The sequence below is a fragment of the Muriicola sp. genome, assembly GCF_049669965.1.
GTDB lineage: Bacteria > Bacteroidota > Bacteroidia > Flavobacteriales > Flavobacteriaceae > Muriicola.
Map to the genome: position 1 here is coordinate 1 of NZ_JBATLB010000142.1, position 20,981 is coordinate 20,981.

Annotated in this window: 35 protein-coding genes; 1 reads left to right on the forward strand and 34 read right to left on the reverse strand. The window is 41.8% G+C overall.

All coding sequences use genetic code 11. The features are described 5' to 3' along the window. Positions 1 to 138 precede the first annotated feature (138 nt). The 34 genes from eno to rpsL all read right to left on the reverse strand — a co-directional run bounded on the left by eno (position 139) and on the right by rpsL (position 19,903). Entirely contained in the window at positions 139 to 1,431 is a 1,293-nt protein-coding gene (eno, locus tag WBM49_RS07675) for a phosphopyruvate hydratase (RefSeq protein WP_424371471.1), read from the reverse strand. Between the two features lie 101 nt (positions 1,432 to 1,532). Next, the gene (gene carA, locus WBM49_RS07680; RefSeq protein ID WP_424371472.1) at positions 1,533 to 2,660 is read right to left on the reverse strand and encodes a glutamine-hydrolyzing carbamoyl-phosphate synthase small subunit; all 1,128 of its coding nucleotides are present in this window, start codon (positions 2,658 to 2,660) and stop codon (positions 1,533 to 1,535) included. Positions 2,661 to 2,754: 94 nt separating this feature from the next. Further along, positions 2,755 to 3,384: a 50S ribosomal protein L17 gene (rplQ, locus tag WBM49_RS07685; protein WP_424371473.1), complete on the reverse strand. Its 630-nt coding sequence runs from the start codon at positions 3,382 to 3,384 to the stop codon at positions 2,755 to 2,757. 62 nt (positions 3,385 to 3,446) lie between these two features. Beyond that, positions 3,447 to 4,439, reverse strand: coding sequence for a DNA-directed RNA polymerase subunit alpha (locus tag WBM49_RS07690; RefSeq protein WP_424371474.1), 993 nt, complete (start codon positions 4,437 to 4,439; stop codon positions 3,447 to 3,449). Between the two features lie 17 nt (positions 4,440 to 4,456). Beyond that, positions 4,457 to 5,062 carry a 30S ribosomal protein S4 gene (gene rpsD / locus WBM49_RS07695; protein ID WP_424371475.1) on the reverse strand — a complete coding sequence of 202 codons (606 nt, stop codon included), beginning with the start codon at positions 5,060 to 5,062 and terminating at the stop codon, positions 4,457 to 4,459. A gap of 99 nt (positions 5,063 to 5,161) precedes the next feature. After that, positions 5,162 to 5,554, reverse strand: a complete 393-nt coding sequence (gene rpsK / locus WBM49_RS07700; protein WP_424371476.1) for a 30S ribosomal protein S11 — start codon at positions 5,552 to 5,554, stop codon at positions 5,162 to 5,164. An 11-nt stretch (positions 5,555 to 5,565) separates the two neighbouring features. Next, entirely contained in the window at positions 5,566 to 5,940 is a 375-nt protein-coding gene (rpsM, locus tag WBM49_RS07705) for a 30S ribosomal protein S13 (protein WP_424371477.1), read from the reverse strand. Between the two features lie 2 nt (positions 5,941 to 5,942). Continuing rightward, positions 5,943 to 6,059 (reverse strand): type B 50S ribosomal protein L36, encoded by a 117-nt coding sequence (ykgO, locus tag WBM49_RS07710; RefSeq protein WP_010519235.1) that lies wholly within the window; start codon positions 6,057 to 6,059, stop codon positions 5,943 to 5,945. Positions 6,060 to 6,071: 12 nt separating this feature from the next. Continuing rightward, a complete protein-coding gene (infA, locus tag WBM49_RS07715) occupies positions 6,072 to 6,287 on the reverse strand; it encodes a translation initiation factor IF-1 (RefSeq protein WP_013751343.1) in 216 nt (71 codons plus the stop codon). 4 nt (positions 6,288 to 6,291) lie between these two features. Then, positions 6,292 to 7,632: a preprotein translocase subunit SecY gene (gene secY, locus WBM49_RS07720; RefSeq protein ID WP_424371478.1), complete on the reverse strand. Its 1,341-nt coding sequence runs from the start codon at positions 7,630 to 7,632 to the stop codon at positions 6,292 to 6,294. 13 nt (positions 7,633 to 7,645) lie between these two features. Further along, positions 7,646 to 8,098, reverse strand: coding sequence for a 50S ribosomal protein L15 (gene rplO, locus WBM49_RS07725; protein WP_424371479.1), 453 nt, complete (start codon positions 8,096 to 8,098; stop codon positions 7,646 to 7,648). Between the two features lie 15 nt (positions 8,099 to 8,113). Next, positions 8,114 to 8,293 (reverse strand): 50S ribosomal protein L30, encoded by a 180-nt coding sequence (gene rpmD / locus WBM49_RS07730; protein WP_424371480.1) that lies wholly within the window; start codon positions 8,291 to 8,293, stop codon positions 8,114 to 8,116. A gap of 6 nt (positions 8,294 to 8,299) precedes the next feature. After that, the gene (gene rpsE / locus WBM49_RS07735; RefSeq protein WP_424371481.1) at positions 8,300 to 8,824 is read right to left on the reverse strand and encodes a 30S ribosomal protein S5; all 525 of its coding nucleotides are present in this window, start codon (positions 8,822 to 8,824) and stop codon (positions 8,300 to 8,302) included. A gap of 8 nt (positions 8,825 to 8,832) precedes the next feature. Next, complete coding sequence (gene rplR, locus WBM49_RS07740) at positions 8,833 to 9,189, reverse strand: 50S ribosomal protein L18 (RefSeq protein ID WP_424371482.1); 357 nt, start codon at positions 9,187 to 9,189, stop codon at positions 8,833 to 8,835. Positions 9,190 to 9,199: 10 nt separating this feature from the next. Then, entirely contained in the window at positions 9,200 to 9,742 is a 543-nt protein-coding gene (gene rplF / locus WBM49_RS07745; protein WP_424371483.1) for a 50S ribosomal protein L6, read from the reverse strand. 21 nt (positions 9,743 to 9,763) lie between these two features. Then, complete coding sequence (gene rpsH, locus WBM49_RS07750) at positions 9,764 to 10,162, reverse strand: 30S ribosomal protein S8 (protein WP_424371484.1); 399 nt, start codon at positions 10,160 to 10,162, stop codon at positions 9,764 to 9,766. Between the two features lie 22 nt (positions 10,163 to 10,184). Then, positions 10,185 to 10,454 (reverse strand): 30S ribosomal protein S14, encoded by a 270-nt coding sequence (rpsN, locus tag WBM49_RS07755; protein ID WP_424371485.1) that lies wholly within the window; start codon positions 10,452 to 10,454, stop codon positions 10,185 to 10,187. A gap of 1 nt (position 10,455) precedes the next feature. Then, on the reverse strand, positions 10,456 to 11,007 hold the full coding sequence (gene rplE, locus WBM49_RS07760) for a 50S ribosomal protein L5 (RefSeq protein ID WP_424371486.1): 552 nt from the start codon (positions 11,005 to 11,007) through the stop codon (positions 10,456 to 10,458). Between the two features lie 2 nt (positions 11,008 to 11,009). Then, entirely contained in the window at positions 11,010 to 11,321 is a 312-nt protein-coding gene (gene rplX, locus WBM49_RS07765) for a 50S ribosomal protein L24 (protein ID WP_424371487.1), read from the reverse strand. A gap of 11 nt (positions 11,322 to 11,332) precedes the next feature. Beyond that, complete coding sequence (rplN, locus tag WBM49_RS07770; RefSeq protein WP_129605547.1) at positions 11,333 to 11,701, reverse strand: 50S ribosomal protein L14; 369 nt, start codon at positions 11,699 to 11,701, stop codon at positions 11,333 to 11,335. A gap of 2 nt (positions 11,702 to 11,703) precedes the next feature. Then, a complete protein-coding gene (gene rpsQ, locus WBM49_RS07775; protein WP_369749066.1) occupies positions 11,704 to 11,961 on the reverse strand; it encodes a 30S ribosomal protein S17 in 258 nt (85 codons plus the stop codon). A gap of 13 nt (positions 11,962 to 11,974) precedes the next feature. Continuing rightward, the gene (rpmC, locus tag WBM49_RS07780; protein ID WP_424371488.1) at positions 11,975 to 12,166 is read right to left on the reverse strand and encodes a 50S ribosomal protein L29; all 192 of its coding nucleotides are present in this window, start codon (positions 12,164 to 12,166) and stop codon (positions 11,975 to 11,977) included. Positions 12,167 to 12,184: 18 nt separating this feature from the next. Continuing rightward, positions 12,185 to 12,607: a 50S ribosomal protein L16 gene (rplP, locus tag WBM49_RS07785; RefSeq protein WP_424371489.1), complete on the reverse strand. Its 423-nt coding sequence runs from the start codon at positions 12,605 to 12,607 to the stop codon at positions 12,185 to 12,187. Between the two features lie 24 nt (positions 12,608 to 12,631). Then, positions 12,632 to 13,342, reverse strand: a complete 711-nt coding sequence (rpsC, locus tag WBM49_RS07790) for a 30S ribosomal protein S3 (protein WP_424371490.1) — start codon at positions 13,340 to 13,342, stop codon at positions 12,632 to 12,634. A gap of 1 nt (position 13,343) precedes the next feature. After that, positions 13,344 to 13,751: a 50S ribosomal protein L22 gene (rplV, locus tag WBM49_RS07795; protein ID WP_424371491.1), complete on the reverse strand. Its 408-nt coding sequence runs from the start codon at positions 13,749 to 13,751 to the stop codon at positions 13,344 to 13,346. A gap of 3 nt (positions 13,752 to 13,754) precedes the next feature. Then, the gene (gene rpsS / locus WBM49_RS07800) at positions 13,755 to 14,033 is read right to left on the reverse strand and encodes a 30S ribosomal protein S19 (protein WP_424371492.1); all 279 of its coding nucleotides are present in this window, start codon (positions 14,031 to 14,033) and stop codon (positions 13,755 to 13,757) included. A 13-nt stretch (positions 14,034 to 14,046) separates the two neighbouring features. Next, positions 14,047 to 14,871 carry a 50S ribosomal protein L2 gene (gene rplB / locus WBM49_RS07805; protein ID WP_424371493.1) on the reverse strand — a complete coding sequence of 275 codons (825 nt, stop codon included), beginning with the start codon at positions 14,869 to 14,871 and terminating at the stop codon, positions 14,047 to 14,049. A gap of 9 nt (positions 14,872 to 14,880) precedes the next feature. Further along, complete coding sequence (rplW, locus tag WBM49_RS07810; RefSeq protein WP_424371494.1) at positions 14,881 to 15,171, reverse strand: 50S ribosomal protein L23; 291 nt, start codon at positions 15,169 to 15,171, stop codon at positions 14,881 to 14,883. 7 nt (positions 15,172 to 15,178) lie between these two features. Further along, the gene (rplD, locus tag WBM49_RS07815) at positions 15,179 to 15,808 is read right to left on the reverse strand and encodes a 50S ribosomal protein L4 (protein ID WP_424371495.1); all 630 of its coding nucleotides are present in this window, start codon (positions 15,806 to 15,808) and stop codon (positions 15,179 to 15,181) included. Further along, positions 15,808 to 16,425: a 50S ribosomal protein L3 gene (gene rplC, locus WBM49_RS07820; RefSeq protein WP_424371496.1), complete on the reverse strand. Its 618-nt coding sequence runs from the start codon at positions 16,423 to 16,425 to the stop codon at positions 15,808 to 15,810. The genes rplD and rplC overlap by 1 nt, the downstream gene beginning before the upstream one ends. A gap of 153 nt (positions 16,426 to 16,578) precedes the next feature. Then, on the reverse strand, positions 16,579 to 16,884 hold the full coding sequence (rpsJ, locus tag WBM49_RS07825) for a 30S ribosomal protein S10 (RefSeq protein ID WP_008613600.1): 306 nt from the start codon (positions 16,882 to 16,884) through the stop codon (positions 16,579 to 16,581). Positions 16,885 to 16,894: 10 nt separating this feature from the next. After that, positions 16,895 to 19,021: an elongation factor G gene (fusA, locus tag WBM49_RS07830; RefSeq protein ID WP_424371497.1), complete on the reverse strand. Its 2,127-nt coding sequence runs from the start codon at positions 19,019 to 19,021 to the stop codon at positions 16,895 to 16,897. Positions 19,022 to 19,029: 8 nt separating this feature from the next. Next, a complete protein-coding gene (rpsG, locus tag WBM49_RS07835) occupies positions 19,030 to 19,506 on the reverse strand; it encodes a 30S ribosomal protein S7 (protein ID WP_424371498.1) in 477 nt (158 codons plus the stop codon). A gap of 22 nt (positions 19,507 to 19,528) precedes the next feature. Continuing rightward, positions 19,529 to 19,903, reverse strand: a complete 375-nt coding sequence (gene rpsL / locus WBM49_RS07840) for a 30S ribosomal protein S12 (protein ID WP_013305196.1) — start codon at positions 19,901 to 19,903, stop codon at positions 19,529 to 19,531. A 521-nt stretch (positions 19,904 to 20,424) separates the two neighbouring features. On the opposite strand from rpsL, the gene WBM49_RS07845 reads away from it, so the two are divergent. Further along, positions 20,425 to 20,981: carboxypeptidase-like regulatory domain-containing protein (locus WBM49_RS07845; protein ID WP_424371499.1), on the forward strand; the 557-nt coding region annotated here is incomplete at its 3' end.

Sequence of the window (20,981 nt, forward strand, 5' to 3'; positions counted from 1 at the left end):
CTTGAAAACAAGATCGTGTTCGGTAACCCGTATATTCCTGTAATTGCTCTCGATTAAGATCCCGGTCAGGCGCCCTGCCTTGTCAGCCTCCTGTATGTCTTTTTCAAAACAAAAGGTGTTCAGTTACGTTATTTAACTTCAATGACCCACTTTAAAAGCCTGTACGCCGGGGTAATAGGCCACAGAACCTAATTCTTCCTCAATACGCAACAATTGATTGTATTTTGCCATTCGGTCAGACCGTGAGGCCGAACCAGTTTTAATCTGCCCGGTGTTTAGCGCTACAGCAAGATCTGCAATGGTATTGTCTTCGGTTTCGCCAGATCTGTGAGACATGACACTGGTATAGCCGGCATTCTTTGCCATGTTTACGGCTGCAATGGTCTCGGTCAAGGTTCCTATCTGGTTTACCTTTATTAAAATGGAATTAGCAATACCTTCCTTTATTCCTTTTGAAAGTCTGGTTACGTTGGTCACAAAGAGGTCGTCCCCAACCAGCTGTACTTTATCCCCAACTAAATCAGAAAGTATCTTCCATCCTTTCCAATCGTTTTCGTCCATCCCGTCTTCAATGGAAATGATAGGGTATTTTTCACAAAGTGAAGCCAGGTATTTAGCTTGTTCTTCCGAGCTTCTGATCGCTCCTTTTTCTCCTTCAAATTTAGTGTAATCGTACTTTCCGTTTACGTAGAATTCGGCAGCAGCACAGTCTAAAGCTACCATAACATCATCTCCAAGGGTGTAGCCGGCCTTTTTTACTGCCTTGGCAATAGTGTCTAAGGCATCTTCGGTTCCGTCGAGGGTAGGCGCAAACCCACCTTCGTCTCCTACAGCAGTGCTCAGGCCCCTGTCGTGCAGTACCTTCTTAAGGTTGTGAAATATTTCAGTACCCATTTGTATGGCATGGGAAAAATTCTTGGCTTTTACCGGCATTACCATAAACTCCTGAAAGGCGATGGGAGCGTCGGAATGAGAGCCTCCATTGATGATGTTCATCATAGGAACAGGTAAGGTATTGGCACTGACTCCGCCTATGTACCTGTAGAGCGACATGCCCATTTCATTGGCTGCTGCCTTGGCAACTGCCAGAGATACCCCTAAAATGGCATTGGCGCCTAATTTAGATTTGTTGGGGGTCCCATCAAGGTCTATCATGGTTTGATCTATAAGGTTCTGATCAAAGACCATCATGCCACGTACCTGATCGGCTATTTTTGTGTTGACATTCTCCACTGCCTTCATGACGCCTTTGCCCATAAATGCACTGCCTCCGTCTCTTAATTCAACTGCTTCGTGTTCGCCTGTAGAAGCCCCGGAAGGAACCGCGGCCCTTCCTAAAACACCATTTTGTGTTACGACGTCTACCTCTACGGTAGGATTTCCTCTTGAGTCAAATATTTGACGGGCGTGTACATCCAGGATGATACTCATAATTACTTGCTTTATTAGGTTGATTTCAATTATAACAAAGATACAAAAGGCCTGTGGGAATTAAAGTTCTTTCAAAATTTATTGCCCTATATTCGGCTCTCTTATACCAAAATATCCTTCTTACTGTGCTCTCTGATCATTTCAAAATACTGATCAAAAAGATAGGTCGCATCATGCGGACCCGGACTTGCCTCGGGATGGTACTGTACCGAGAATACATTTTTATTTTTCATACGGATACCAGCCACGGTCTGATCATTTAAATGGACATGTGTTATCACTAATTCCGGATGTGCCTCTGTTTGTTCTCTGTTGATGGCGAAACCATGGTTCTGAGAAGTGATCTCCCCCTTCCCTGTTTCTAAGTTGATTACAGGATGATTGATTCCCCGGTGTCCGTTGTACATCTTATAGGTAGAGACTCCATTAGCCAGCGCAATTACCTGATGTCCAAGACAAATGCCAAATAATGGCTTGTCTTGTGCAATGATGTCTTTTGCGGTTTGAATAGCCTCTTTCAAGGGCTCAGGATCTCCAGGCCCATTAGAAATAAAATATCCGTCGGGATTCCATGCCTCAAGTTCTGAAAAGCTGGCATCATATGGGAAGACCTTTATATAAGCATCCCTGGCCGCCAGGTTTCGAAGAATATTCTTTTTTATGCCAATATCTAGTGCTGCAATTTTGTAGGTGGCATCTTCATTACCAAAATAATAGGGCTCCCTTGTAGAAACCTTTGAAGATAGCTCCAGGCCTACCATGCTTGGCACTTTATTCAGGATCTCCTTAAGTTCATCTATGGCATCTACCCTTGTAGAGATAACCGCATTCATGGCACCGTGGTCTCTGATATAACTCACCAGTGCCCGGGTATCCACATCAGAAATTGCAAGTAGCTTGTTGTTTGTTAGAAATTCCTGAAGGCTGCTATCTGCATTGGGTCTGGAATATTCATAACTGAAATTCTTACAGATCAGACCTGAAATTTTTACAGAGGCAGATTCAACCTCGTCTTTATTAACCCCATAGTTACCAATATGGGCATTGGTCATTACCATTAGTTGTCCGAAATACGAAGGGTCCGTGAAAATTTCCTGATAACCTGTCATACCGGTATTGAAACACACTTCACCATAGGCGGTGCCTTCGGTATTCCCAACGGACTTTCCATAAAAGATGGTGCCATCTGCTAATAATATTAAAGCTTTCTTTTTGGTCTGATACTTCATTGAACTGCAATTTTTAAGATTTCACAAATAAACATAAAAAAAGGATAGACTTTTAGGTCTATCCTTTTCAAATTTTTCATACGTTATAAACATCCTATTCCTTTGAATCATCTGTTTTAGTTTCCTCCGGACTCTCTTTTTCTTTCTTTGGAGCCTCTTCCGTTGGCTTTTCAGCTTTTGGTGCCTTGGCCTCCGGAGTCTTTACTTCAGCTTTCTCAGCTTGTGGAGTTTCAACCGCCACCTCGTTCTTCTCCTCTGCAGCTACAGCAGTGGTATCAGACTTCTTGGCAGTTCGGCTTCTTCTGGTAGTTTTCTTTTTCTTCGCCTTACCTGCATTGTAGATCTCATTGAAATCTACCAATTCTATCATGGCCATATCCGCATTATCGCCCAAGCGATTCCCAAGTTTTATGATCCTGGTATATCCTCCTGGTCTATCGGCTACTTTTTCAGAAACCGTACTAAACAATTCTGAAACCGCGTATTTATCTCTAAGGTTCTTAAAAACAATTCTTCTGTTGTGTGTCCCTTTTTCAGCAGACACATTATTTTCTGCCTTTGATTTGGTGATCAATGGTTCAATAAACTGTTTTAAGGCCTTAGCCTTTGCTACTGTGGTATTGATTCTTTTGTGCTCAATCAGGGAACAGGCCATATTAGCCAACATAGCAGATCTATGCGCCGTTTTTCTTCCTAAATGATTGACTTTCTTGCCGTGTCTCATCGTTCTATGCTATCTGGTCCTTATCACAGCCCTATATGGATAGGTCCGGATAAAAACAATAATTAATCTTTATCTAATTTATATTTTGACAGGTCCATTCCAAAATTCAATCCCTTGTTGATCACAAGTTCTTCCAATTCTGTCAAGGATTTTTTACCAAAATTCCTGAATTTCATCAGGTCGTTCTTATTAAAAGAAACCAGGTCTCCCAAGGTATCTACTTCTGCCGCCTTTAAGCAATTCAAGGCTCTTACAGACAGATCCATGTCAACCAATTTGGTTTTTAACAGTTGTCTCATATGCAGTGACTCCTCATCATAGGTTTCTGTTTGAGCTATCTCATCTGCCTCCAGGGTGATGCGCTCGTCAGAGAACAACATAAAGTGATGAATCAACACTTTTGCAGCTTCTGTTAAAGCATCTTTTGGGTGTATAGACCCATCTGATACGATCTCGAAAATCAGTTTCTCGTAATCTGTCTTTTGCTCTACCCTGAAGTTCTCAATGCTGTATTTTACATTTTTCACCGGAGTGAAGATAGAATCTACTGCAATGCTTCCAATAGGAGCGTTCGCTTTCTTATTTTCCTCTGCAGGTACGTAGCCTCTTCCTTTTTCGATGATTAATTCCATATTGATACTCACCTTAGGATCCATATTGCAGATCACCAAATCCGGATTCAACACCTGAAATCCTGAGATAAATTTTTGAAAATCACCAGCGGTAAGTTGTTCTTTCCCACTTACAGAAACCGAAACGGTTTCTTCATTTACGTCTTCAATCTGTCTTTTAAAACGAACTTGTTTAAGGTTGAGGATAATTTCCGTAACATCTTCTACTACTCCTTCAATAACGGAAAATTCGTGTTCAACTTTATCTATCCTCACCGAAGTAATCGCGAATCCCTCCAAAGACGAAAGCAATACTCTTCTGAGTGCGTTCCCAACAGTTAATCCATAACCAGGTTCCAAAGGGCGAAATTCAAACTTCCCTTCGAAATCTGAGGAATCGATCATTATAACTTTATCGGGTTTTTGAAAATTAAATAATGCCATAGTCGGATATGTGTTGTTTATTTAGAGTATAACTCAACGATTAATTGTTCTTTGATATTCTCAGGAATCTGAAGTCTTTCCGGAATGGAAACAAAAGTTCCTTCCATCTTGTCAGTATTCCATGTAATCCACTCGTATACGCTACTATTTGCGGCCAAAGAGTCTCCGATGGCTTGCAACGATTTCGATTTTTCCCTTACACCAACAACATCACCTGCTTTTAAAGAATAAGAAGGAATATTTACTAATTCTCCATTCACGGTAAGATGTCTGTGAGACACCAATTGTCTGGCCCCACTTCTGGTAGGAGAAATCCCCATTCTGTAGACCACATTGTCTAAACGGGCTTCACATAACTGCAATAGTACTTCCCCTGTTACTCCTTTGCTTCGGTTGGCCTTGGCAAATAAATTCCGGAATTGTTTTTCCAAAATTCCATAGGTGTACTTTGCTTTCTGCTTTTCCATTAACTGAATAGCGTACTCTGATTTTTTTCCACGGCGTCTGTTGTTTCCGTGTTGTCCTGGAGGGTAGTTCTTTTTCTCAAAAGACTTGTCATCTCCAAATATCGCCTCACCAAATTTCCGGGCGATCTTAGTTTTAGGTCCTGTGTATCTTGCCATCTTCTTTTAAATTAAAAGTGTGATTATGAATTAAGGCTTATCCTTCGATAATCGTAACTACACTTTTGTGAGAAATCTATATTAGGATTTGTAATGAAATTAAACTCTTCTTCTTTTAGGTGGCCTGCAGCCATTGTGTGGCATTGGAGTCACATCGATGATCTCAGTAACCTCAATTCCTGCATTGTGCAAAGATCTGATAGCAGATTCACGTCCATTTCCCGGACCCTTCACATATACCTTCACTTTTCTCAAACCAGCTTCATGAGCGGTTTTTGCGCATTCTTCAGAAGCTATCTGAGCAGCATAGGGCGTATTTTTCTTAGAACCTCTGAAACCCATTTTACCGGCAGATGCCCATGAAATCACATCTCCTTTTTTATTGGTAAGGGAGATAATGATATTGTTGAACGAAGCAGTAATATGCGCTTCTCCAGTAGATTCTACAATTACCTTACGCTTTTTCGTTGTTTTTGTACCTGTCTTTGCCATACTACGCCTTATTACTTAGTGGCCTTCTTCTTGTTAGCCACTGTTTTTCTTTTTCCTTTTCTTGTTCTGGAATTATTCTTGGTTCTTTGTCCACGCAAAGGAAGACCGGATCTGTGCCGGATACCTCTGTAACAACCAATGTCCATGAGCCTTTTGATATTCAGCTGATTCTCTGAACGCAATTCACCTTCGATCTTATAAGAAGAAACTACATCCCGGATACGACCAATTTCATCGTCATTCCAATCAGATACTTTAGTATCTGCACTTACTTTGGCTTTCTCCAATATTTCCAGTGATCTGCTTTTACCTATTCCGAAGATGTAGGTAAGTGCAATCACACCTCTTTTTTGTTTTGGGATATCTACCCCTGCAATTCTTGCCATAATTACCCTTGTCTTTGTTTGAATCTAGGATTCTTCTTATTAATTACGTACAATCTGCCTTTTCTGCGAACAATTTTGCAGTCGGCACTTCTCTTTTTTATGGATGCTCTTACTTTCATGTTTCGAGTTTCTTAATATCTATATGTAATTCTAGCCTTGCTCAAATCATATGGACTCATTTCGAGCTTCACCTTATCGCCTGGCAACAATTTAATGTAATGCATCCGCATCTTTCCTGATATGTGAGCGGTGACCACATGACCATTTTCCAACTCTACCCTAAACATGGCATTGGATAATGCTTCAATAATACTTCCGTCTTGCTCTATAGCTGCTTGCTTGGCCATAATTCTATGCTACTTTTCTATTTTTACCTGTTTTCATCAGTCCGTCATAGTGTCTGTTCAAGAGATATGCGTTCACTTGCTGAACCGTATCAATTGCAACGCCTACCATAATCAGCAGTGAGGTACCTCCATAAAACAACGCCCATCCTGCCTGAATATCCATTAACTTCACAACAATTGCCGGTAGTACTGCCAACAGCGCTAAAAATACAGATCCGGGTAAGGTGATCAGGGACATGATCTTATCCAGAAAACTACCTGTTTCTTTGCCGGGGCGTATTCCGGGGATAAACCCGCCGCTTCTCTTGAGATCATCGGCCATTTTATTTGTTGGCACAGTGATCGCCGTATAGAAATACGTAAAAATGATGATCAATAAGCCAAATAAAATATTATATGCCAATCCAAAAATATCCTGGAACTGAACTTCCATCCATTGCCCGATGGCGGTATCATTAAACGTTCTTCCTAACAATCCGGGTGCAAACATAATTGCCTGAGCAAAGATGATGGGCATAACTCCGGAAGCGTTCAACTTCAACGGAATATATTGCCTGGATCCCATTATGTTTTTCTCGTATCCGCCAGAGGCAGACCTCCTTGCGTATTGCACGGGTATCCTTCTGGTGGCCATTACGAGTAGTACGCTCAATAAGATTACCACGAACCACAAGATAATTTCAACCAGGATCAACATTGGCCCTCCATTTCCATCCCATCTTGTAACAGCTTCCTGCACAAAAGACTGTGGCATGGTAGCAATGATCCCTATCATAATCAACAGGGAGATCCCGTTTCCGATTCCTTTATCCGTGATCTTCTCACCCAGCCACATCGCAAAGACACAACCGGTTACCAAAATGATCACAGAAGGAACAATAAAGTTCAGGCCTTTCCCTAACAAAAAGGCGCTATCTGGCACTCCAAGGGCTCCTAGGCTATATAAATAAGCTGGTGCCTGTACAATACAGATCCCGATGGTTAGCCATCGAGTAATTTGATTCTTTGTTTTTCTACCGCTTTCGCCTTCCTTGTCTAACTTTTGAAGGTAGGGAACTGCTATCCCCATTAACTGCACCACAATAGATGCAGATATGTAGGGCATAATTCCCAGGGCAAAAACAGAAGCATTGGCAAATGCACCTCCTGTAAAGGCATTCAGAAGCCCCAGAATCCCTGATTCTGTGTTGGAGGACAGTTCTGCCAATTGTGAGGTATCAATACCGGGAAGAACCACTTGGGCACCAAAACGGTACACAACCAGTAAGCCGAGGGTCAGTAAAATCCTGTTCCTTAGCTCCTCAATCTTCCAAATATTTGATATGATCTCAAAAAATTTCTTCATAGTGCCTGCTCTGTTATAACGTTATGGCTTCTCCGCCTGCAGCTTCAATCGCCTTTTTGGCAGTTGCAGTGTATTTGTGTACTGAGATCTTTAGTGGGGCTTTTAATTCTCCGCCACCAAGGATTTTTACCAAATCGTTTTTTCCAGCTAAATTATTTACTATCAGATCTTCAATAGTCACGGTTTTCTTAATAGCGCCTTTGTCTACTAGTTCCTGAAGTGTATCCAGGTTGATACCGCGGTATTCAATTCTGTTTATATTGGTAAAACCAAACTTAGGAACTCTGCGCTGTAACGGCATCTGACCCCCCTCGAAACCTACTTTCTTAGAGTATCCAGAACGAGATTTTGCACCTTTGTGACCTCTGGTGGCAGTGCCTCCTTTTCCGGAGCCTTGTCCTCTACCAATGGTCTTTCCATCTTTATGGACAGAACCTTTTGCTGGTTTTAAATTGCTTAAATTCATTTGAACACTTATTTCTTAAGCTTCTTCTGTAGAAACCAAATGTTTAACTTTATTGATCATCCCTAGGATAGTGGCCGAATCATCGTGAACTACCTCTTGTCCTATCTTACGCAATCCCAATGCCTCTAATGTCCTCTTTTGGTTCTTAGGTCTTTTGATACTGCTTTTTAACTGTGTGACTTTTATCTTTCCCATGGCTCCTTATCCTTTAAATACTTTATCCAAGGCAATACCGCGTTGAGTAGCTACCGTTTTTGCATCCCTTAGTTGTAAAAGCGCATCGAAAGTTGCCTTTACCACATTATGTGGATTTGATGAGCCCTGAGATTTAGACAAAACGTCTTGTACCCCAACAGCTTCGAGGACAGCTCTCACTGCTCCACCAGCTATTACCCCGGTACCGTGTGATGCTGGTTGAATATACACCCTGGCGCCACCATATTTTCCTTTTTGTTCATGAGGCAAGGTGCCTTTAGTCAAAGGAATTCGAATAAGGTTCTTTTTAGCATCTTCAATTGCTTTGGCAATAGAAGTAGCTACATCCTTAGATTTTCCAAGACCATGACCTACCACGCCACTTTCATCTCCTACCACTACGATCGCAGAAAAACCAAAAGCTCTTCCCCCCTTAGTTACCTTGGTAACCCTTTGAACACCTACCAGGCGATCCTTAAGTTCAAGACCTCCGGGTTTTACTGTTTCTACATTTTTGTATTTACCGTACATAGTATCAATTAAAATTTTAATCCACCTTCTCTGGCGCCTTCTGCCAATGATTTCACCCTACCGTGATATAAGTTCCCACCACGATCAAAAGCAACTGCATCGATCCCGGCTTTCTTTGCCTTTTCGGCTACTGCCTTTCCTACCTGTGCGGCTATTTCCATTTTGGTGCCTTTACTTTTGCTAAGCTCCTTGTCTCTGGATGAAGCAGATGCCAGGGTTTCCCCTTTGGTATCGTCTATCACCTGTGCGTAGATCTCCTTATTGCTTCTGTAAACAGACAAGCGTGGTCTTGCAGCAGTGCCAAAAGAAATCTTTCGGATTCTCTTCTGGATGCGTTCTCTTCTTTGTGTTTTTGATAATCCCATAATACTGTTCTTATGCTGATTTACCTGCTTTTCTTCTTAATTGTTCCCCAACAAACTTGATCCCTTTTCCTTTGTAAGGCTCCGGCTTGCGGAAGGCTCGTATTTTGGCAGCAATCTGTCCTATCAATTGCTTGTCATGCGAGGTTAATTTGATGGTTGGGTTCTTTCCCTTTTCTGCTGTCGTTTCAACTTTTACTTCAGGAGTAATGTCAAAAACAATATTATGTGAGAATCCGAGGGCCAGATCTAGTTTCTGACCTTGGTTAGTGGCTCTGTATCCTACCCCAACCAATTCTAATTCTTTTGTCCATCCTTTAGAAACTCCTTCGATCATATTAAAGATCAGGGATCTGTAAAGTCCGTGTTTTGCTTTGTGTTCCTTAGAATCTGAAGGCCTGGTCACCCATACTTGGTTGTCCTCTACTTTAATAGCTACCCCAGAGAATTCTTGGGTAAGATCTCCCAATTTCCCTTTTACAGAGATTATATTCTCCTGGATCTCTACGGTAGTCCCCTCAGGGATTGCTATCGGATTGTTTCCTATTCTAGACATGTTCTTTAACTTTTATTCGGTTTAATAAACGTAGCACAAAACTTCGCCGCCTACGTTATCTTTTTTGGCTTGTTTGCTGGTCATTACCCCGTGAGAGGTAGAAACAATTGCAACTCCCAATCCGTTTAAAACCCTTGGTAAATCTTCAGATGCAGCGTACTTACGCAATCCTGGCTTACTGATACGTTGTATTTTCTTAATGACCGGTTCTTTGGTCTGCTTATCGTATTTCAAAGCAATTTTTATGGTACCCTGAACTGTATTCTCCTCAAATTTATAACTAAGGATATATCCCTGATCGAATAAGATCTTGGTAATCTCCTTCTTTAAATTGGAAGCCGGTATTTCAACTACCCTGTGACCCGCTCTACTGGCGTTTCTCACTCTTGTTAAATAATCTGCTATAGGATCTGTAAACATCTTCTTGCCTTTTTATATGATATTACCAACTTGCTTTTTTAACCCCCGGGATCAAACCTTTATTGGCCATTTCTCTGAACATTACTCTGGACAGGCCAAAAGTTCTCATGTAGCCCTTTGGTCTTCCCGTTAGCTTGCAACGATTGTGCATGCGCACAGGAGAAGCATTCCTCGGTAATTTTTGCAACGCATCATAGTCTCCGGCCTCTTTCAGGGCTTTTCTCTTTTCTGCGTATTTTGCTACTGTTTTTGCCCTTTTGCGTTCACGGGCTTTCATTGATTCTTTAGCCATACTAATTCTTTTTAAAAGGTAGACCCAGTTCTGACAACAAGGATTTTGCTTCTTTATCTGTTTCAGCGGAGGTAACAAATGTGATATCCATTCCGTTGATTCTATTGATCTTGTCGATGTTGATCTCAGGAAAAATAATTTGCTCGGTAATTCCAAGGTTGTAATTCCCCCGACCATCGAAACCGGTAGCTCTTATTCCCTGAAAATCTCGTACCCTGGGCAAAGCTGTTGTTACCAACCTATCAAGGAATTCGTACATCCGCTCTCCTCGTAAGGTTACTTTTGCACCAATTGGCATACCTTTCCTCAGTTTGAAAGACGCAACGTCTTTCTTGGAAATGGTAGAAACTGCACGCTGACCTGTGATCATCGTCATTTCCTCTACTGCATGATCAATGAGCTTCTTGTCTGCCACAGCAGCACCAACCCCTCGGCTGACCACAATTTTCTTTAATTTAGGTACCTGCATGATGTTGTCATACCCAAATTCCTCCTTCAGCGCGGCTATCACGCGCTCTTGGTATTCTTTCTTTAATCTTGGAACGTAAGCCATAACTATATTACCTCGTTAGATTTTTTTGAAACCCGCACTTTCTTTCCGTCTCTCATCTCATAGTGCACTCTGGTTGTATCACCAGATTTGGCATCTATCAATGACAAATTTGAAATATGAATGGGTGCTTCTTTTTTTACAATCCCTCCCTGTGGGTTTTTTGCACTTGGTTTCTCATGTTTTGAAACCAGGTTGGCACCCTCAATGATTGCTTTATTTTTTACGCGGTCTACGGTTACCACCTTACCTTCTGTACCTTTATGGTCTCCGGCTATGATGCGAACTGTATCCCCTGTTTTGATTTTTAATTTCATAGTCTGTATGTTTATAGCACCTCAGGGGCTAATGAAACAATCTTCATAAACTGTTTGTCCCTTAGCTCTCTGGCTACAGGTCCAAAAACCCTGGTTCCTCTCATTTCCCCGGTTGGGTTCAACAGAACACACGCATTGTCATCGAAACGGATGTATGAACCATCCGGTCTGCGTACCTCTTTTTTGGTGCGTACCACAACGGCGGTAGAAACTGCTCCCTTTTTGATTGTTCCGTTTGGGGTAGCCTCTTTTACAGATACCACAATTTTGTCCCCTACAGAAGCATATCTTCTTTTGGTTCCTCCAAGGACGCGGATAGTTAACACCTCTTTTGCTCCGGTGTTATCTGCCACTTTAAGTCTAGATTCTTGCTGTAACATAATTATTTAGCTCTTTCAAGGATTTCTACCAATCTCCAACATTTGGTCTTACTTAAAGGTCTTGTTTCCATGATCTTTACTGTATCGCCAATCTTGCAATCGTTGGTTTCATCGTGTGCAACATATTTCTTTGTCCGCAATACGAACTTACCATACATAGGATGTTTTACCCGCTTAACTTCAGAAACCACAATAGATTTCTCCATTCTGTTACTGGTTACAACACCTACCCGTTCTTTTCTTAAATTTCTTTTTTCCATAAAGCAGAACCCGTTATTGGTTTTCCCTTTTTGTTAATTCAGTTGCCAATCGCGCTACTGTTCTTTTCACTTTCCTCAATTGGAGTGGATTTTCCAGTGGCGTTACGGAATGAGCCATTTTCAAGTCGGCGTGTTGCTTCCTGAATTCAGCCACCTTTTCCTTTAATTCCTCTACCGATAATTCTATAATCTCTGATTGTTTCATGATCCTAATCCTTAAAAATTACGCGGCATCGTAATCCCTTGCCACAATAAATTTTGTTTTTACCGGTAATTTCTGCGCAGCCAAACGCAAGGCTTCCTGTGCTATATCCATTGGTACTCCGGCTACTTCGAACATAATTCGCCCTGGTTTCACAACAGCCACAAAATATTCCGGAGCTCCTTTACCTTTACCCATACGCACCTCTAGAGGCTTCTTGGTAATAGGCTTGTCTGGAAATATCTTGATCCATAGCTGCCCTTGCCTCTTCATATATCTTGTGGCAGCAATACGAGCCGCTTCTATCTGACGAGAGGTAATAAAGCTGGAGTCCATTGACTTAATTCCAAACATCCCGTTAGAGAGCTGAAAACCCCTTCCGGAATTTCCTTTCATTCGGCCTTTTTGCGCTTTACGAAACTTGGTTCTTTTTGGCTGTAACATTTCTTCCTACTACTTTAATATATATTACTTTCTTCTGCGTTTCTTTCCGGGATCGGACTTGTCTTTTCCTGTCCCCTTAGACATTCCCACTAATGGAGAAAGATCTCTTTTTCCGTATACTTCGCCTTTCATGATCCATACTTTCAAACCTAATCTTCCATAGGTAGTATGAGCCTCATCCATGGCATAGTCTATATCTGCTCTGAAAGTAGATAATGGAATACGTCCTTCTTTGTACGATTCTGAACGTGCCATTTCCGCTCCGTTCAAACGGCCCGATATCTGTATCTTAATTCCTTCAGCATTCATTCTCATGGCAGCTGCAATCGACATTTTAATCGCCCTACGGTATGAGATCCTATTTTCAATCTGACGGGCAATACTGGCCGCCACAAGATTTGCATCAACTTCAGGTCTTTTGATCTCGAAGATGTTGATCTGAACTTCCTTGTCCGTGATCTTCTTAAGCTCTTCTTTTAATTTATCTACTTCCTGACCCCCTTTACCAATGATGATACCAGGTCTTGCCGTGGTAATGGTAACAGTGATCAATTTCAAAGTTCTTTCAATAATTACTCTGGAAACACTTGCTTTTGCCAAACGCGCATGAACGTACTTACGGATCTTGTCATCTTCGGCAAGTTTATCACCGTAATCATTTCCTCCATACCAGTTAGACTCCCATCCTCTGATGATCCCTAAGCGATTTCCTATTGGATTCGTTTTTTGTCCCATACTAAGCTTCTGTATTATTGTTTGCTCCTACAACCAAAGTAACATGGTTAGAACGTTTTCTTATTCTGTGTGCTCTTCCCTGAGGAGCCGGTCTTAGACGTTTCAGCATACGACCAGAATCCACTCTGATTTCCTTCACAAACAGGTCTGCTTCTTCAATATTGGCATCCTCGTTCTTAGCTTGCCAGTTTGCAATCGCAGACAGCAATAATTTCTCTAATCTACGGGAAGCTTCTTTTGGATTAAAGCGCAAGATGGCAAGTGCTTTTTCTACTTCGGCACCTCTTACCAAATCTGCCACTAAACGCATCTTACGAGGCGAGGTAGGGCAATTGTTTAGTTTAGCGAATGCCAGCTCTTTTTTCTCTGCCTTAATTCTTTCGGCCATTTGTTTTTTACGAACTCCCATAGCTTACTTTTTACCTTTATTTTTTGCTCCGGCATGACCCCTAAAAGATCTTGTTGGAGAGAATTCGCCTAATTTGTGTCCTACCATGTTCTCTGTTACATATACAGGAACAAACTGCTTTCCATTATGTACAGCGATGGTCTGACCAACGAAATCTGGAGTGATCATTGAGGCTCTGGACCATGTTTTAATCACAGTCTTTTTTCCTGCATCTACATTCTGCTGGACTTTCTTTTCCAGGCTGTAATGAACGTAAGGTCCTTTTTTTAGTGAACGTGCCATTTCTTTCTACTTTTTATTTCTTTCTACGTTCTATAATATATCTGTTGGTATCCTTGGTCTTAGAACGAGTTCTAAATCCTTTTGCAGGAATACCATTCCTAGATCTTGGATGTCCTCCGGAAGCTCTTCCTTCTCCACCACCCATTGGGTGATCTACAGGGTTCATGGCTACCGGTCTTGTTCTTGGCCTTCTACCCAACCATCTGCTTCTTCCTGCTTTACCAGAAACGATCAACTGGTGGTCCGAGTTAGAAACCGCTCCAACCGTGGCCAGACAATTCCCAAGAACCATACGGGTTTCCCCTGAAGGTAATTTTATAGTAACATACTTGCCATCTTTTGCCATTAGCTGTGCAAAAGTTCCTGCGCTTCTTGCCATTACTGCTCCCTGACCAGGACGTAACTCAATACAAGAAATAATGGTTCCCAAAGGAATTTCACTCATGGGCAAGGCATTCCCGATCTCTGGTGCTACCCCGCTCCCTGCGAACACAGCTTGTCCTAGCTGTAAACCATTCTGGGCAATGATGTAGCTTTTCTCGCCATCCTTATATTGCAACAAGGCAATAAAGGCGGTTCTGTTAGGGTCGTATTGTATAGACTTAACTTCGGCCTCCACATTGTGCTTCGTCCTTTTAAAGTCGACTAAACGATACCTTCTTTTGTGACCTCCACCTCTATGGCGTATGGTCATCTTTCCATGACTGTTTCTACCTCCCGACTTTTTTAACGGAGCAAGCAAGCTTTTCTCCGGCTTATCAGCAGTAAGCGCGTCAAATCCGTTTACTACTCTAAATCGCTGACCGGGAGTGATCGGTTTTAATTTTCTAACTGACATTTTGTGTCTTTATAGATTACTGTAAAAATCAATGACATCGCCTTCCACAACATCCACAATTGCTTTTTTATAAGCATTTGTTTTACCCTGTTGAACACCTGTCTTGGTGTATTTGGTCTTTCGGTTCGGACCATAATTCATGGTACGTACCTTTTTTACGGAAACACCATAAGTAGCTTCAACCGCATCCTTGATCTGCAACTTGTTTGCTTTTGGATTTACGATAAAACCATAGCGATTGTGTAACTCACTATCGGCTGTCATCTTTTCCGTTATGATTGGCTTTATTAACACACTCATGATTTTCCTATTTATTTAAGTTGGATTCAATGCCTTCTATAGACCCTTCCAAAAGCACAATACTATTCGCGTTTAATATCTTGTAAGTGCTTAATTCTGAGTTAGTTATGACCTCTGAACCTCCTAAATTGCGCGACGACAAATATACGTTATTATTTGAATCGCCCAACACAAACAGGGACTTTTTATTTTCCAGACCCAGCCCCTTTAAAACCTGAATAAAATCCTTGGTCTTCGGGGACTCAAAATTGAAGTCTTCCACTACCATAATGGCATTCTCCTGACTCTTAAGACTCAAAGCCGATTTACGGGCTAAGCGCTTTAGGTTCTTGTTCAATTTTAAGCTGTAATCCTTTGGTCTTGGTCCAAATATTCTACCACCACCACGAAAAATAGGCGACTTAATACTACCCGCCCTGGCAGTTCCTGTTCCTTTTTGCTTTTTAATCTTACGGGTACTCCCTACGATCTCTGCTCTTTCCTTGGCCTTGTGGGTACCTTGCCTCTGATGTGTCCTGTACTGCTTAACATCCAGATAGATGGCATGGTTATTAGGCTCTATCTTAAAAACAGCGTCAGAAAGGTCTGCCTTTCTCCCTGTCTCTTTTCCTTTAATATCTAATACTGCTACCTTCATTATTTCTCGATGGTTACGTACCCATTTTTATGTCCGGGAATGGCACCTTTTACAACGATCAGGTTTTTTTCCGGCACTACTTTTAATACTTTCAGGTTTTGAACAGTTACTCGTTCACCCCCCATTCTACCTGCCATCTTCATACCTTTGAAAACTCTGGCCGGATACGAGGCCGCACCAATAGATCCCGGTGCTCTTAAACGGTTGTGCTGTCCGTGAGTAGCTTGTCCAACACCGCCAAAGCCATGTCTTTTTACCACTCCCTGGAACCCTTTACCTTTGGAAGTTGCGGAAACATCCACAAACTCTCCTTCCACAAAAAGGTCCACGCCCAGCGTATCCCCTAATTTGTGTTCTCCTTCAAAATAACGGAATTCAACGACTTTTTTCTTGGGAGAAGCACCTGCTTTTTTGAAATGGCCCGTTTCGGACTTATTCGCACGTTTTTCTGCCTTGTCATCGAAACCGAGTTGAAGGGCATTATACCCGTCTACCTCTTTGGTTCTGACTTGGGTGATGATACATGGGCCCGCTTCAATGACAGTACATGGAATATTCTTTCCATTCTCATCAAAGATGCTGGTCATGCCTACTTTCTTTCCTATTAACCCAGACATACTATTATTATTAATTGTTTACTATTCTACTTTTTCAGACAAAAAAACAGGGTCAAAAATAATTCGACCCCGAATGTATTTTTGTTTCCGTTTTTCCTTTGCAAACTGCGCCGGACATGTCGCGGAAAGAGCTGGCTCTTTCCTGTGCTTTTATCACACCTTGATCTCTACCTCCACACCACTTGGCAGCTCTAATTTCATCAGGGCGTCAATGGTTTTGGATGAAGAACTGTATATATCGAGCAACCTCTTGTAGGAGCTCAATTGAAATTGTTCTCTAGATTTCTTGTTCACGTGGGGTGAACGCAATACCGTAAAGATTTTTTTGTGAGTTGGTAATGGAATTGGACCAGTAACCACCGCACCTGTTGTCTTAACAGTTTTCACGATCTTCTCGGCAGACTTATCTACCAGGTTGTAATCGTATGATTTTAACTTTATTCTGATTTTCTGACTCATCTTCTACGAATTAAGCGGTGACCCCTTTAGTTGCTTTAATAACCTCTTCTGCTATATTAGAAGGTGTTTCTGCATAATGTGAAAATTCCATGGTACTGGTAGCTCTACCAGAGGATAGTGTTCTCAATGAAGTTACATATCCAAACATTTCAGATAAGGGAACTTCTGCCTTAATAACTTTGGCCCCTGCTCTGTCATCCATATTGGTTACATGACCTCTTCTTCTGTTAAGATCCCCTACAATATCACCCATGTTTTCTTCAGGAGTGATTGCTTCCATCTTCATGATTGGTTCCATCAGCACAGCTTTGCAAGCCTTGGCAGCCGCCTTGTAACCTATCTTGGCAGCCAGTTCAAAAGAAAGGGCATCCGAATCCACAGGGTGGAAGGACCCATCCTTCAGGGTAATTTTCATGCTGTCCATCTCGAAGCCGGCCAAAGGACCATTCTTCATAGCCTCCCTGAATCCTTTTTCCACAGATGGAATATATTCTCTGGGGATGTTACCCCCTTTGATCACATTTAAAAACTCTAGACCAGGTTTATCTGTGCTAGCAGGCTCCATCGTAAATACAATGTCTGCAAATTTACCACGACCACCCGTTTGTTTCTTATAAGTTTCGCGATGATCAGCTGCCCTGGTAATAGCTTCTTTGTACTCTACCTGTGGCTGACCCTGGTTTACGTCTACCTTAAACTCACGTCTTAAACGATCCGTGATAATATCCAGGTGAAGCTCTCCCATCCCAGAAATAATAGTCTGTCCGGAGGCCTCATCGGTTTTCACCTGAAAGGTCGGATCTTCTTCGGCCAACTTGGCAAGCGCCATTCCCAATTTATCAACATCTGCCTTAGTCTTAGGTTCTACAGCGATCCCGATCACAGGATCAGGGAAATTCATGCTTTCCAGAACTATTGGATGTTTTTCGTCAGACAAGGTATCTCCTGTCTTAATATCCTTGAACCCAACGGCTGCTCCAATATCACCTGCAGCGATAGAATCTACGGCATTCTGCTTATTGGAATGCATCTGGTAGATCCTTGAGATACGTTCTTTGTTCCCTGATCTGTTATTCAATACATAGGATCCTGCATCTAGCTTCCCCGAATAGGCTCTAAAGAATGCCAATCGGCCCACAAACGGATCGGTAGCAATTTTAAAAGCGAGGGCCGCAAACGGCTCTTTAATATCTGGTCTCCTTTTTTCTTCTTTCCCGGTATCAGGATTCACCCCAACAATACCTTCTTTATCCATTGGGGACGGAAGGTAGCGGCATACAGCATCTAACAGGAACTGCACCCCTTTGTTTTTAAAGGAAGAACCACAGATCATAGGAATGATACTCATATCCATTACCGCAGCTCTTAGAGCAGCATGTACTTCGTCTTCTGTGATGGAATCTTCATCTTCAAAGAATTTTTCCATCAAGGTCTCGTCATACTCAGCAACAGCTTCAATAAGCATTGCCCTGTATTCTTTAACCTCAGCTTTCATATCTTCAGGGATGTCAACAACATCGAAGGTAGATCCCATATTATCCTCGTGCCAAACAATGGCACGGTTCTTAACCAGGTCTACTATTCCTTTAAAATCGGCTTCATCACCAATTGGCAATACTATAGGCACAGCGTTAGATTTCAACATTTCCTTCACTTGCTTACACACCATGAGGAAGTTGGCTCCTTGTCTGTCCATCTTATTCACAAAGCCCATTCTTGGAACTTTGTAATTATCTGCCAAACGCCAGTTGGTTTCGGATTGAGGTTCTACCCCATCTACGGCACTAAAAAGAAATACCAAGCCATCCAACACACGTAAAGATCTGTTTACCTCAACGGTAAAGTCAACGTGGCCGGGAGTGTCAATAATATTAAAGTGATAAGGTTTAGATTCCTCTATGATCTCACCATTTTTCATTGGGAAGTTCCATGTACAGGTTGTAGCCGCAGAGGTAATCGTAATTCCTCTTTCTTGTTCTTGCTCCATCCAGTCCATAGTGGCCGCTCCATCATGAACTTCTCCCATCTTGTGGCTTACACCTGTATAGAATAAGATACGTTCTGTGGTTGTGGTCTTACCAGCATCAATATGAGCTGCAATTCCTATGTTTCTTGTATATTTTAAATCTCTTGCCATGCTAGGTCCTAAAATCTGAAGTGAGAAAATGCTTTGTTGGCTTCTGCCATTTTATGCGTATCAACACGTTTCTTAACTGCGGCTCCTTCTTCTTTGGCAGCAGCAAGGATTTCCGAAGCCAAGCGTTGAGCCATGGATTTTTCATTCCTTTTTCTAGAATAGCTGATTAACCATTTCATGGCCGTAGAAATCTTGCGGTCTGGTCTAATTTGCATTGGAATTTGAAAGGTTGCTCCCCCTACCCTTCGGCTGCGCACCTCTACGTGAGGCATAACATTAGAAAGGGCATCTTTCCACAATTCCAGCGCTGTTTTCTCTTCGTCTGTTTTCTTTTCGTCTACAATATCAATGGCATCGTAGAATACTTTAAAGGCAACCGACTTCTTTCCGTCCCACATCATCATATTGACGAAACGGGTCACCAGCTGATCGTTAAATCTTGGATCTGGTAAAAGTGGTCTTTTCTTTGCCTGTCTTTTTCTCATTGCTTCTTCTTAAAAGTGTTGCTTACTTTTTGGGTCTTTTTGCTCCGTACTTAGAACGTCTTTGAGTCCTGCCGGCAACACCCGCAGTATCCAAAGCTCCTCTCACGATGTGATATCTAACTCCTGGCAAATCCTTCACCCTTCCGCCTCTAACCAATACTATCGAGTGCTCTTGTAAATTGTGCCCTTCTCCGGGAATGTAGGCGTTCACTTCTTTTCCATTTGTTAACCTTACCCTGGCCACTTTTCTCATGGCAGAGTTTGGTTTCTTTGGAGTAGTTGTGTAAACACGCGTACAAACACCCCTTCGCTGGGGACACGAATCCAAAGCAGCCGATTTACTCTTCTTGGTAATTGTGGCCCTTCCTTTTCGTACTAATTGTGAAATTGTTGGCATATATTTTACTAAATAATAAATGGTACCCTCTTTTAAGGGTCGGCAAATGTAGTGATTATTAAACATAATTCAAATGGTTGCCGATGAAATTTATAAGATTTTTAATATCACTTTGGTTAGCATACATCTCAGGCTTTTTAGACCTTTAGATTTATACCTATATATAAGGTGTTAATTTTTATCCCAAACGATAGCTTAATTGACATTAAAAAATGTGGCAGAATTTTTACATTTTTTTTAAATCAAAGAGGAAATATTTTATGTCGTAAGTTTTACTTTGGCCAGATCTCCCGTATTCACTGCCATTCTGATGATCAAATTCCCAAATTCAAAAATTAGGCAGAAGTTTAAAACTTCTTAACCGGGTATCTCAAAACCACCAAACAGTTTAGAATACCCACTAAACGAACTGTCCGAATCTTCTTAATTCCCAATTATTTCTTAAATTTTTATTAAAATAAGTTTGGTTTATTAACATAGAATTATGATTTTCGCACTTAGCTAATTCAAATAATTTTAAGATGAGAACAAATTTAAATGGAATCTTGACGCTATTATTGGCGTTTATTGTGCATTTGACTTTTGCGCAGGAGAAGACGGTCTCAGGTACCGTGACGGACCAGGACGGACTTCCGCTTCCAGGGGTAAACATCGTCGTTCAAGGGACTACAACCGGAACCCAAACTGATTTCGACGGAAATTACTCCATTCGAGGCAGTGCAGGTCAAACACTTCTTTTTAGTTACATCGGCCAACGTGACGTCCGGGTAGCTATTGGAGCAAGTAACACTATCAATGTGCAAATGCAGGAAGATGCACAGGCACTGGAAGAGGTAGTAGTTACCGCCCAGGGTATTAAAAAAGAGAAACAGGCCCTAGGGTATGCAGTATCTGAGGTAAGCGATGAATTGCTGGAGCAACGTGCTGAAGGTGATGTAGGTAGGATCTTAACAGGTAAGGCGTCTGGTGTTAACATCCAGGCTCAAAGTGGTCTTTCCGGATCTGGTACCAGTATTATCATTCGGGGTCTAAGTACCTTTAGTGGTAGTAACCAGCCTTTGTTTATCGTAGATGGTGT